Source organism: Vibrio makurazakiensis (genome assembly GCF_050337375.1).
GTDB classification, from domain to species: Bacteria; Pseudomonadota; Gammaproteobacteria; order Enterobacterales; family Vibrionaceae; genus Vibrio; species Vibrio makurazakiensis.
The window spans coordinates 1-13,100 of the sequence record NZ_JAKJSW010000042.1; the positions used below are offsets into that span (position 1 = coordinate 1).

Sequence of the window (13,100 nt, forward strand, 5' to 3'; positions counted from 1 at the left end):
TTTCTGTTCAGTAGTCAAAGTCGTATTCCTATATTTTTCTTATATCAATTATCAGAGATTATAAACGAAAAAGACTCGCAATTCGCGAGCCTTTCCTAGAAATGTGGAATTAAGATTCCGCATTCTTTTCAATAAGCTTTTCGACTGCTTTCAAGCGCTTATTCATATCATCTATTCGATGAACTCGAGTTGCAGTTTTACGCCACTCTTTATTGGTTTGCAACGGTACACCAGATGAGTACATTCCTTTTTCAGAAATGCTACGCATCACCATGCCCATACCGGTAATTGTAACACCATCAACGATTTCTATATGACCATTAATGACACAACCACCACCAATAATACAATACTTACCAATAGTAGTACTGCCGGCGATAATAGTACCACCAGCCAATGCACTACCATATCCGATGTGCACGTTATGAGCGATTTGTAATTGGTTATCAATGATTACATTGTCTTCAATAACCGTATCGTCAAGTGCACCGCGATCAATCGTTGTACATGCTCCGATTTCAACTCGGTTACCGATTCGAACAGTGCCAACCTGAGGGATCTTAATCCACTCACCTTTCTCGTTCGCATAACCGAAACCATCAGCGCCAATCACCGTACTTGATTGAACCAAACATGCCTTACCAAGAACAACATCATGATAAATACTGACATTAGCCCAAAGCTTAGTGTTTGCACCAATTTGAGCATTCTTCCCGATGAAACAACCTGCGCCAATAATTGCGTTATCGCCAATCACTACACCAGTTTCAATCACTGCATTAGCACCGACCGAAACGTTTTCACCCAGCTTAGCTTCATCAGAAATTACAGCCGAAGGCGCAATAGAAGATGCAGGTTCAGGAGTTACGTCCATCGCCTGAGCCACTTTTGCAAACGCAATATATGGGTCAGCCACTACGATTACATTCGTAGTGCACAGCTCTCGCTCACTTTCTTTTACCATCACAGCTGACGCCTTAGTTTCCGCTAAGTGCTTGCTGTATTTAGCATTAGAAAGGAATGTAATCTCGCCTTCACAAGCTTTGTCCATTGGTGCTACGGCTGTGATTTCTAAATCGCCATCACCATGTAGTTCACCGCCAGTAATTGTTGCCAATTCGGCTAAAGTCAGTTTAATCATAACTAATTATTTCAGTGCTTTAATTACTTTTTCAGAAATGTTGTATTCTGGCTTACCATATTGCATAGCTTGAATATCAACAATCATATCGTAGCCTTCTTTATCAGCTACTTTTTGAACGGCATCTTGAATCACTTTGAATAGCTTTTGCTTCTCTTGTGCTTCACGGCGCTTGCTCGCTTTTTCTAAAGCTTGAGCTTTGATTTTGTATTTGCTGTCAAGTTGTCCAATTTCAATACGAAGCTTCTCCACTTCATCAGGGCCTAAAAGCTCACCGTCACGTTTCAGCTTTTCAATTTTAGTTTTAGCTTCAGCTTGAATGCTCTGTAGCTCAGCCGCTTTATCTTTAAACTCTTCTTGCATCTTCTGTAATACAACTTCACGTTGAGGCAGTGCTTGGAAAACTTGAGCGGTATTCACAAAACCAACTTTTTGGGCAGCTTCAGCAGCGTTAGCAAAAAAAGAAGAGCTTAGTACGATAAGGCCAAGGCCTGCTGCTTTGATCATATTTTTCAAAATATTGTCCTTTAAGTATTAAAAAGTTCTACCGATGGTAAATGTAAAGAATTCTTCATCATCACCTTCGTAAATTTCTACAGGTTTAGCCACTGAGAATACAAGTGGTCCCATTGGAGACATCCACTGTAGGGCTGCACCGTAAGATGCTCTGTAGTTCGAAGGATCCGAATAGTCGTAATAGTAACTTCCGCCAGAAGTTACGTTATCTGGATTTTGGTAATCAAACTCTGTATCCCACACACTTGCCATGTCAAAGAAGACACTCGTACGAATTTGACTCGCGGCTTCCTCAGATGCAAATGGAGTGGGAACAATAAGCTCCAAGCTTGCTAACGCTACTGCGTTACCACCGACAGAGTCGTCAGTTGCAGTGGTATGCATTGGATTATTACCTGAGCTTTCACTATACACAGCTTTAGGGCCTGCAGAGTTTGAGCCAAAGCCACGTAGCGTTGTGAAACCACCGGCGTAGTAGTTTTCATAGAATGGGAACAAGTTATCGTTACCATCAGTTTGCCCATAACCGTTGCCATAACCTAAACGGCCGCGCATAAGTAATGTAAATTCATGCTTCTTAGTTAGAGGGATATACTGTCTCACATCATACTGAGCTTTAAAGTACTGAACGTCTGAACCCGGTACTGTGATTTTGTAGAAAGCACGTTGGTGATTACCTGCTGTCGGGAAGAAGCCACGGTTCAAGTTGTTACGAGTCCATGAAATATTCACGTCGAAGTCATTAACCGAGAGTGTATCCGCGCCACATTCACCTAAACTACATAGAAACTGTTCAATCTGAACATATGAGTCTAAGTTGGAAATTTTATTGTGCGTATAGCCTACACCAAGTTCAATACGGTTTAGCTCATCCATTGGGAAACCCCAAGTTAAGCTAGTGCCATAACTTTCATTGGTATAGTCAACAATACCCGCCTCAGATGCCTCAAAGGTATTGTAGAAAACTTTACCACCAAGGCTCACACCATCCAGAGTCCAGTATGGGTCACGGTAGTCTAGGCTAATGTTCTTTTGGTAGTCATTCATCATCGCGCTGATACCAACACGATCACCACTACCCGCAAAGTTGTCTTGCTGTAGACCAACCTGGAAACTCACACCAGATTCAGTACCATAGCCTACACCGAAGTTAATGCTGCCTGAGTTCGCTTCTTTTACGTTATAAACCAAATCAACTTGGTCTTCACTGCCTGGAACACGAACAGTTTGAACATCTACCGTTTCAAAAAAGCCCAAACGGTTCAAACGGTTTTTACTAAGCTCGATTGATTTCGAATTCAGCCAACTGCCTTCCATTTGCAACATATCACGACGGAGTACTTCATCTTTCGTTGAGTTATTACCCGTAAAACGAATGTCGCGTACATAAATACGACTACCAGCTTCAACGTTAATCACTAACGAAACTTCATTAGTTTCGTCGTCAAATTCAGGAATGGTACGGACTTGCGGATAAGCGTAGCCAGACTCACCTAAAATACGTTTAACATTTTCTTCAAGGCGAGTGACTTGTGAACCGTTATACGTGTCACCATCTTCAAACGGCACCATAGCTTCAAACTGTTCTTTCTGACCGATTAAGTCACCACGGAAAGTCACACCTTTAATGCTATATGCTTCGCCTTCATCGATACCCAACGTGATATACACACCTTTTTTATCCGGTGAGATAGCAACTTGTGTTGAATCGACTTTAAATTTCAAATAACCGCGATCTAAGTAATAAGACTTAAGACCTTCAATATCACCGGCTAGTACCTGCTTTTGATACTTTTCGTCAGCTAGGAAATTCCACCAAGCAACATCAACATTCAAGTTAAAGCGTGAAAGCAACTCTTCGTCGCTATACACTTCATTACCAATAAAGTTAATTTGTTGAATCTTGGCCGACACACCTTCGGTAAATACGAATTTAAGGTCAGAACGATTACGTGGTAATGGAGTAACAACCGCTTTTACGGTCGCGTTGTATTTACCCACACTGTAGTAAAAATCTTCTAAGCCTTTTTCAATATTACTTAGCGTTGTAYGATCGAGTGCTTCACCTTCACGAACGCCCGAAGCATCCAAGTTTTGCTGAAGCTGTTCTTCTTTAATCGCTTTGTTGCCAGAGAACGAAATGCCCGCAATAGTTGGGCGTTCTGTTACTCGCACAACTAAGACACCATCATCTTGTAGTACTTTTACATCTTCAAAGTTACCCGAAGCATAAAGTGCTCGAATGATTTCGGACACGTCTTGCTGATCAACTTCATCACCGATACGTACTGGCATTTTTAGCAAAGCAGCACCTAGTGCAACTCGCTGTAAACCTTCAATTTTAATATCTTCGACTACGAAGTTCTGTGCTCCGTTCGCCGCCACACTTGTGGCTAAAAGACTTGCGAACAGAATTTGCTTAATCGCCATAGTTATTCTAATTATTCCTTGCTACTACTGAATCCTGTGAGATACCAATCACAGGCGAGTAAAGTCGTTAAATATTGCTAGAGCCATTAATGAGAAAATAATCGCACTACCTAATCTATATCCAATTTCCTGAACTTTTTCTGGCACAGGTTTACGAGTAACCGCCTCAATTGCAAAAAACAACAGATGACCACCATCAAGCATTGGTAATGGAACTAAGTTAATAATACCTAAGTTCACACTGATCAAAGCCATAAAACCTAAAAAGTAAACGAGCCCATAGTCAGCAGTGGTGCCAGCTCCTTTCGCGATTGAGATTGGCCCACTCAAATTATTCAATCCAACATCACCAACAATTAGCTTCTTTAGCATGCTCGCTGTTAGGCTAACTACTTGGCCTGTTTTATCAATCGCTTTTCCTATTGATTCAAATACACCAAATTGAAGATCGAAGCGATAGTTTTCAGGCCAATCTGCGACTTCAGGAGCAATACCAGCAAAGCCAATCGTTTGACCTTTGCCTATATCGCGGCTCCCTGGAACTAGCTTTAAATCTAACTCAGAACCAGAACGAATGACGGTTACTGAAAGTTCTGTATTTGGGCTGGCTCTCACCGCCTCAACAACTTGCATCCATTGTTCAATTGGTTGTTCACCAATTTCAACAATTTTATCACCGCTTTCTAAACCGGCTAAACCACCAGCTCCATCCTCAACTACATTCGCAAGTACCGTTGACACCTCTGGAGTAAATGGCCTAAAGCCCAATGCCGCCATTGCCGATTCAGTCTCTGGATTAAACTTCCACTCACGAATATCAAACTTCAATTGCTGTTCAACGCCAATATTATCTGGCGAAGAAACCGTAATTGTCATTGAATCGTCACCAATATGGGAAATTAATCCCATGTTAACGGATTCCCAATCTGCGGTTTTGATTCCGGAAATTGATTWAAGTTCCATTCCTGTTTCAAATCCAGCGTTAGCGGCAATTGAATAGGGTGTAACTTCTCCAACGACTGGCTTTACTGCCGGAACACCGATAACAAAAACAGCCCAATAAGCAAAAATAGCAAATAAAAAGTTAAATGCTGGACCAGCAGCTACTATGGCGGTTCGTTTCCATAACGGCTTTTTATCAAACGCGTATTGCTGCTCTTCTTCAGAAACATCATCAACACGCCCATCGAGCATTTTAACGTAACCACCGAGTGGAATCATTGCGATGCTATATTCAGTGCCATCTTTACCGACTTTTGTCCATAATGATTTACCAAAGCCAATCGAGAACTTTTCGACTTTCACGCCACAACGTCGAGCCACCCAAAAGTGACCAAACTCATGAACGGCAACAAGCACTCCAAGCGCAATAATAAAGGAAGCTAAATTCCACAAAATTCCTGTCATAACACACGCTCTTCAATAAAGGTGGTAGAAAAGTCACGAGCCAGTTTGTCCAACGCAAGTAAGCTTTCCAAATTGTCTAAAGCACCATCGTGCTCTCGGCATACTTTGTCCATCACTAACTGATTAATTACTGCGATATCTGTAAAGCTCAATTTATTCTCTAAAAACGCGGCAACAGCCATCTCATTAGCAGCATTCAACGCGGTTGTAGCATGTTGGCCAATATAGCACGCATCAATAGCCAACTTTAAACAAGGGTACCGAGCGTAATCAGGTTCCAAAAAGGTGAGTTCACCAACTTTGGTAAAGTCTAAAGGCTTAACCCCTGCACTTACTCTATTTGGATAAGACAGAGTTAACGCGATGGGGGTCGCCATATCTGGCTCACCCATTTGAGCTAGTACAGAGCCATCACGATATTGAACCATTGAATGGATAACGGACTGAGGATGGATAATCACTTTCAATTGTTCACGGGAGGCATTGAACAGCCATTTAGCTTCAATATACTCTAAACCTTTATTCATCATGGTTGCAGAGTCTACCGAGATCTTTGGCCCCATTGACCAGTTTGGGTGTGCTATAGCTTGCTCTGGTGTTACAGATGAAAGCTCTTCAATATCTGTGTATCGAAAAGGACCACCAGAACCTGTCAGTAATATTGCATCAACACCACTTTCATCAAGATCGCAACGTCCAAGATTTTCTTGAACCTCTTTAGCTAAGCACTGAAAGATTGCATTATGCTCACTGTCTACTGGTAGTAATTCCGCGCCATACTTCTCGACAGCATCGATGAATAGTTGACCAGACATCACAAGCGCTTCTTTGTTCGCAAGTAGAACTCGTTTACCTGCTTGAACTGCAGCCATCGTTGGTATAAGCCCAGCAGCACCAACAATCGCTGCCATTACTGTATCAACACCATCAAATGAAGATACATGACACATACCTTCAGAGCCAGAAAGTACCTGAGTTTGCAGTCCATGTTCTGAAATGCATTCTTTTAACGATGTTGCCGCTTTATCACAATCCATGACGGCATACTTAGGTTGCCACTTTTTAACAAGGTCTAACATCTTTACAACGTTTGAACCTGCAGCTAAAGCGACAACGTTAAACTGGCTAGGGTTTTGTTCAACCACTTTAAGAGTGCTTGCACCGATAGAGCCCGTTGCACCAAGGATAGTTATATTTCTCATCACATTATGACCATGATAAATATGAGAAGGGCAGCAACACTGCCCTTTTAATTAGAATGCTAAGTAAAGCAGAGCGAAGACAGGGAATGCGGCAGTTAAACTATCAATTCGGTCTAAGATACCACCATGCCCGGGGATAAGATTACTGCTGTCTTTAATGTCAGAAACACGCTTGAACATGCTCTCAACTAAGTCACCCAGTACTGAAATTACGACTGTAAATAGCGTAATAACGATCATTTGTAGAGGACTGGTAAAAGCAATATCAAATAAGTCGGCGAACACCCATGCAACAATAACTGCAGTAATGATCCCACCAATCAAACCTTCAATCGTTTTATTAGGACTAACCGATGGCGCCATCTTGCGCTTACCAAAACTCTTACCTGCAAAGTATGCACCGCTGTCCGCTGCCCACACAAGTAAGCATACAAACATAACCAATTTAGCTCCGTGGTAAGGGTCTAAATCAATACCGGTTGCACGTAAGATCACAACGCTCCAAAAAAATGGTAACAGCGTCAAAATCCCAAAACCATGGCGTAAAATGCTTGAGCCTTTCCAGGCTGGCATAGATTTAGGATAAGTTATAGCCATGAAGCTCGCTATCAGCCACCATACAAAGCCTACACCTAAAATCGCATAATGGATGCTTGATAGATGATTCAAGCTAAATGCATCAAAAGGGATCACAGCAAAGCTAGCAGCACTTACAGCAACGGTTGGGATTAAAGCTAAGTAACGAGACTTGCTTTCGACAAATTGAGTCCACTCCCAAAAACCTAAAAGTGTAATAACCGCTAAAGATAAAATAAACGTCGGAAGTGACAACTCAAAAATACCTAGAATAACTAGGGGAGCCAAAATCAACGCCGTTATAATTCGTTGTTTCAAACTAAAAAGTCCTTATTAACTGTCCATCAATGCTTTAATTTGCTCGCCGGTACACCCAAAACGACGCTCCCGGTTAACGAACCAAGTCACAGCTTCAACTAAGCTGTCTTCATTGAAATCTGGCCAAAACTGTTCCGTGAAATACATTTCAGCATAGGCAAGTTGCCACAACATAAAGTTACTAATACGGCATTCACCACTTGTACGAATAAGTAAGTCAACTTCCGGTAAATCAGACATTGTCAGGTGTTCAGTAATGAGGGGCTCATCAATCTCTTCTATAGAGATGTTGCCTTCTTGAACTTGATAAGCAATTTGCTTAACAGCCTGTTGGATGTCCCATTTTCCGCCGTAGTTCGCAGCAATGTTAATCACCATACCTGTATTACCAACAGTCAGCGCTTCAGCTTCTGCAATTTTCTTTTGCAAACGATCATTAAATCGAGACTTGTCACCAATCACTCGTAGGCGAAGGTTATTCTTATGAAGCTTCTTCACTTCGCTTGCTAGCACAGTGATAAATAAATCCATAAGAATACCGACCTCTTCTTCAGGTCGACGCCAATTTTCACTACTAAATGCGAACAGAGTTACAGCTTGAATGCCAAGTTTTGCAGCTGATGATATGGTTTTTCTTACGGCTTGAACGCCATTTTTATGGCCGAAAACTCGAGGTTTTCCTTGAGCCTTAGCCCAGCGACCATTACCGTCCATGATGATGGCAATATGTTTAGGAAGGGATTCTGTGAAAGCTTGAGAAGTATGCATAAAGGGTTAACTAGATTCTAACAGTTGAACAGAGTAGCATAAAAAAACGCTGCACTGTGAGTACAGCGTTTTCCAAGTCTAACAGTGTGACGGAATTATACTTCCATCAACTCTTTTTCTTTAACTGCAAGAACGTCATCTACGTTTTTAACCGCAGCGTCAGTCAGTTTCTGAATCTCGTCTTGACCTTTACGATCTTCATCTTCAGAAATTTCTTTGTCTTTTAGAAGCGCTTTTAGATCGCCATTTGCGTCACGACGGATGTTACGGATAGCAACACGGCCACCTTCAGCTTCGCCACGAACGATTTTAACTAGGTCTTTACGACGCTCTTCAGTTAGCGGTGGCAGAGGAACGCGAATAACCGTGCCAGCAGACATAGGGTTTAGGCCTAGGTCTGAAGTCATGATTGCTTTTTCAACAAGCGGAGTCAGTGTTTTGTCGAATACTGTAATTGCTAGAGTACGTGCATCTTCAGCAATAACGTTAGCAACTTGAGTTAAAGGAGTTGGAGCTCCGTAATATTCAACAGAAATACCAGAAAGTAGACTTGGGTGAGCACGGCCTGTACGGATCTTTTGCAGGCTGTTTTTAAGTGCATCTACACTTTTTTCCATACGCTCTTGAGCGTCTTTTTTGATTTCGTTAATCACAATTTCACCTTGATTATGTTCTTTCTTCAAGAAAGCTTTTTATTGGAGTGATAAGGATAAGCTTACTAAAGTATAACACCTTAGCAAGCCCGAAAAATTAGTCAGCGTCGCTGATTAATGTACCTTCAGTTTCACCCATAACCACGCGACGAAGTGCGCCTGGCTTATTCATATTAAATACACGGATTGGCATTTTGTGGTCACGAGCTAGCGTAAACGCAGCCAAATCCATCACTTTCAATTCTTTTTCAAGAATAGTGTTGTAAGACAAAGTATCATACAGCTCTGCGTCTGGGTTTGCTACTGGGTCAGCAGTAAATACACCATCTACTTTTGTCGCTTTTAGAACTACGTCAGCTTCAATTTCGATACCACGTAAGCACGCAGCAGAATCTGTCGTGAAGAATGGGTTACCAGTACCCGCAGAGAAGATCACAACACGGCCTTGGCGAAGCTGGCTAATTGCGTCTGCCCAGTTGTAATCGTCACATACACCTTTTAGTGGGATAGCTGACATTACACGTGCGTTTACGTATGCACGATGAAGAGCGTCACGCATTGCAAGACCGTTCATTACCGTTGCAAGCATACCCATGTGGTCACCCACAACACGGTTCATACCCGCTTCAGCAAGACCAGCACCACGGAACAAGTTACCACCACCGATAACCACACCTACTTGTACACCTAACTCTACAAGCTCTTTTACTTCTTGAGCCATGCGGTCAAGAATCGTAGCATCAATACCAAAGCCTTCTTCGCCTTGTAAAGCTTCACCGCTAAGCTTTAACAGGATACGTTGATACGCTGGTTTAGGGTTCGTAGTCATGGAGTTTACCTTCCAAAAAAGAGTTGATGATTAACAGTCATGAATGAAAACTTTTGGTGATTCTAATTTTCATTCAAAACGACTAATTTAAAGTCCTAGTCATAAAAAGACCGCAGCATAGGCCACGGTCTCTTTTCAAACAATACGCTAAGGATTAACCTTTTTGTACCGCTGCAACTTCGTCAGCGAAGCTCATTTCTTCAGCTTTCTCGATGCCTTCACCAACTTCTAAACGTACGAAGTTAGATACAGAAGCACCTTTAGCTTTCAGGATAGCACCAACAGTTTGCTTTGGTTCCATGATGAAAGCTTGACCTGTTAGAGAGATTTCGCCCGTGAATTTCTTCATACGGCCAACAACCATCTTCTCAGCGATCTCAGCTGGCTTGCCTTCGTTCATAGCGATTTCAACTTGAACAGCTTTTTCTTTCTCAACTACGTCTGCAGGTACGTCTTCTGGGTTTAGGAACTCAGGACGAGATGCAGCAACGTGCATTGCAACGTGCTTAAGAGTTTCAGCTTCGCCTTCACCAGCAACAACAACACCGATCTTCTCACCGTGACGGTAAGAAGCTAGTGCAACGCCTTCAACTAGTTGAACGCGACGAACACTGATGTTTTCACCGATTTTAGTTACTAGAGCGATACGTGCATCTTCGAATTTAGCTTGAAGAGCTTCAATGTCTAGACGCTCAGCTAGAGCTGCTTCTGCAACTTCGTTTGCGAATGCTAGGAAACCAGCATCTTTAGCAACGAAGTCAGTTTGGCAGTTAACTTCAAGAATAGCAGCAACGCCGTTCTCTTCTTTGATGATGATTGCGCCTTCAGCTGCAACGTTACCAGCTTTTTTAGCTGCTTTCGCTGCGCCAGATTTACGCATGTTTTCGATCGCTAGTTCAATGTCGCCTTCAGCAGCAACAAGAGCTTTCTTACATTCCATCATGCCAGCAGCAGTGCGATCGCGAAGTTCTTTAACTAGAGCAGCAGTTACAGTTGCCATTCTCAATTCCTCAATTTAAATAGGTATAAAGTTAAAAATCAGGGGCCAAATAGAGGCCCCCGATACTAACAATACTTAGATTAAGCGTACTTAAGGTTACACAACACTAAGTAATATTAAGAGTCGCTATTACTCAGCTTCTACGAAACCGTCTTTTTCAGCAACTACAGCAGCAACATCTTTGTTACGACCTTCTTTAACCGCGTCTGCAGCAGCGTTTAGGTAAAGCTGTACTGCACGGATTGCGTCATCGTTACCTGGGATAACGAAGTCAACGCCGTCTGGGTTAGAGTTAGTATCAACTACAGCGTAAACTGGGATACCTAGGTTGTTAGCTTCTTTAACTGCGATGTGTTCGTGATCAGCATCGATTACGAATAGAGCGTCTGGTAGGCCGCCCATGTTCTTGATACCACCAAGAGACTTCTCTAGCTTCTCCATTTCACGAGTGCGCATTAGAGCTTCTTTCTTAGTAAGCTTGTCGAAAGTACCGTCTTGAGCTTGCGCTTCAAGTTCTTTCAGACGCTTGATAGACTGACGAWCAGTTTTGTAGTTCGTTAGCATACCGCCTAACCAGCGGTTGTTAACGTAGAATTGGTTGCTGTTTACAGCAGCTTCTTTAACAGCTTCAGATGCAGCGCGCTTAGTACCAACAAAAAGAACTTTACCTTTCTTCTCGCCAACTTTAGCGATTTCAGCTAGAGCGTCGTTGAACATTGGTACAGTTTTTTCTAGGTTGATGATATGAACCTTGTTACGAGCACCAAAGATGAATGGCTTCATTTTTGGGTTCCAGTAACGAGTTTGGTGACCGAAGTGAACACCAGCTTTTAGCATATCGCGCATTGATACAGTTGCCATTTTAAAATCCTCTATGGGGTTAGGCCTCCACATCCCCCATGAATCCGACCCCTAACATCTATCTGTTAAAGCACAGATAGTTTTACTGTTGAGGCACCCCGGAACATGTGTCGGAATGTGTGTGATTTAAAGATAATTAAGTTTAGACCAAAACCTGCTTCGCCTAATGGAGAGAACAGTCCTTGGGTCCGGCGCGCTTTATACCATATTTTGAGCATATGTGGCTAGAAAAAAATGCGCTAACAAGGAAAATCTATCTACACGTTTCCTAGTACTAACGCCTCTATGTCGCCGAGAGTTCAACCGCTTTTTATTACCCATAAATAACCTAAGGCTATGGCAGCCTTGCGCTTATGCCCTGCACTGCTAAAATAGCGGCAATATGCACAGCTTCGTGCAACTGAATTAGTAGAGAAAATAGATGTCTGTAAAAATTAAAACTGCTGAAGAAATTGAAAAAATGCGCGTTGCCGGCAAGCTGGCTGCTGAAATTCTAGAGATGATTGAACCTCATATCCAAGTGGGTACAACAACAGAACAGCTCAATAAGATCTGTCATGAATACGCTCTAGAAAAAGGTGCATATTCAGCTCCTCTGGATTACCACGGTTTCCCGAAATCAATTTGTACTTCTATCAACCACATCGTTTGCCATGGTATCCCTGCCGAACAAGACGAAACTGGTAGTACTGGTCAATTCAAACCAGCAGTATTAAAAGATGGCGACATTCTTAACGTTGATATCACAGTAATCATCCCTGATGACGAGAATGCAGACCTAAGCGTTCGTCCACAAGGCTACCACGGTGACACATCTAAAATGTTCCTAGTGGGTGATGTTTCCCCTGCGAACAAGCGCCTGTGCATGGTTGCTCAAGAAGCACTTTACGAAGGCATGCGCCAAGTTAAGCCAGGAGCACAACTAGGCCAGGTTGGTACTGCTATCGAGAAGTACATCAAGAGCAACAACAAGAACAACCCTCGCGCTAAGTTCTCTATCGTTAAAGATTACTGTGGCCATGGTATTGGTGCAGAGTTCCACGAAGACCCACAAGTCGTTCACTACAAAAACAGTGACCGTACCGTATTAAAAGCGGGCATGTGTTTCACGATTGAGCCAATGATCAACGCAGGTAAATTCGGTTGCCGTCTTGATGATGAAGATAGCTGGACAGTTTACACCGCTGACAGCAAAAACTCGGCTCAGTGGGAACACACTTTGGTCGTGACTGACACGGGCTGTGAAGTGCTAACGCTGCGTAGCGACGACACGATTCCACGTATTATGAAGAACGCTTAATCGTCATTAAATCGTCTTCACAAGACTCACAAAAATATCCTCGTCACGACGAGGATATTTTTTTATCTATCGATATTCTGGTAAGTTAACCAGAATCTA

General features: G+C 42.6%; 12 protein-coding genes. 1 reads left to right on the forward strand and 11 read right to left on the reverse strand.

All coding sequences use genetic code 11. The features are described 5' to 3' along the window. Positions 1-109: 109 nt before the first annotated feature. The 11 genes from lpxD to rpsB form a co-directional block, all read right to left on the reverse strand. The gene (lpxD, locus tag L4C33_RS06900) at positions 110-1,141 is read right to left on the reverse strand and encodes a UDP-3-O-(3-hydroxymyristoyl)glucosamine N-acyltransferase (RefSeq protein WP_428811700.1); all 1,032 of its coding nucleotides are present in this window, start codon (positions 1,139-1,141) and stop codon (positions 110-112) included. A 6-nt stretch (positions 1,142-1,147) separates the two neighbouring features. Further along, positions 1,148-1,657 (reverse strand): OmpH family outer membrane protein, encoded by a 510-nt coding sequence (locus L4C33_RS06905; RefSeq protein WP_428811701.1) that lies wholly within the window; start codon positions 1,655-1,657, stop codon positions 1,148-1,150. An 18-nt stretch (positions 1,658-1,675) separates the two neighbouring features. Next, entirely contained in the window at positions 1,676-4,087 is a 2,412-nt protein-coding gene (bamA, locus tag L4C33_RS06910; RefSeq protein WP_428811702.1) for an outer membrane protein assembly factor BamA, read from the reverse strand. A 48-nt stretch (positions 4,088-4,135) separates the two neighbouring features. Further along, positions 4,136-5,494 (reverse strand): sigma E protease regulator RseP, encoded by a 1,359-nt coding sequence (gene rseP, locus L4C33_RS06915; RefSeq protein WP_428811703.1) that lies wholly within the window; start codon positions 5,492-5,494, stop codon positions 4,136-4,138. Beyond that, positions 5,491-6,696 (reverse strand): 1-deoxy-D-xylulose-5-phosphate reductoisomerase, encoded by a 1,206-nt coding sequence (gene ispC / locus L4C33_RS06920; protein WP_428811704.1) that lies wholly within the window; start codon positions 6,694-6,696, stop codon positions 5,491-5,493. Before ispC ends, rseP begins: the two co-directional genes overlap by 4 nt. A gap of 51 nt (positions 6,697-6,747) precedes the next feature. Then, positions 6,748-7,590, reverse strand: coding sequence for a phosphatidate cytidylyltransferase (locus L4C33_RS06925; protein ID WP_428811705.1), 843 nt, complete (start codon positions 7,588-7,590; stop codon positions 6,748-6,750). 15 nt (positions 7,591-7,605) lie between these two features. Continuing rightward, positions 7,606-8,358, reverse strand: coding sequence for an undecaprenyl pyrophosphate synthase (gene uppS / locus L4C33_RS06930; RefSeq protein ID WP_428811706.1), 753 nt, complete (start codon positions 8,356-8,358; stop codon positions 7,606-7,608). A 95-nt stretch (positions 8,359-8,453) separates the two neighbouring features. Beyond that, positions 8,454-9,011, reverse strand: coding sequence for a ribosome recycling factor (gene frr / locus L4C33_RS06935; protein ID WP_428811707.1), 558 nt, complete (start codon positions 9,009-9,011; stop codon positions 8,454-8,456). Between the two features lie 97 nt (positions 9,012-9,108). Beyond that, complete coding sequence (pyrH, locus tag L4C33_RS06940; RefSeq protein ID WP_428811708.1) at positions 9,109-9,840, reverse strand: UMP kinase; 732 nt, start codon at positions 9,838-9,840, stop codon at positions 9,109-9,111. A gap of 154 nt (positions 9,841-9,994) precedes the next feature. Continuing rightward, a complete protein-coding gene (gene tsf, locus L4C33_RS06945; protein ID WP_428811709.1) occupies positions 9,995-10,840 on the reverse strand; it encodes a translation elongation factor Ts in 846 nt (281 codons plus the stop codon). A 129-nt stretch (positions 10,841-10,969) separates the two neighbouring features. Next, positions 10,970-11,701 carry a 30S ribosomal protein S2 gene (gene rpsB, locus L4C33_RS06950; protein WP_428811710.1) on the reverse strand — a complete coding sequence of 244 codons (732 nt, stop codon included), beginning with the start codon at positions 11,699-11,701 and terminating at the stop codon, positions 10,970-10,972. A 421-nt stretch (positions 11,702-12,122) separates the two neighbouring features. On the opposite strand from rpsB, the gene map reads away from it, so the two are divergent. Then, complete coding sequence (gene map, locus L4C33_RS06955) at positions 12,123-13,001, forward strand: type I methionyl aminopeptidase (RefSeq protein WP_428811711.1); 879 nt, start codon at positions 12,123-12,125, stop codon at positions 12,999-13,001. Positions 13,002-13,100: the final 99 nt, after the last annotated feature.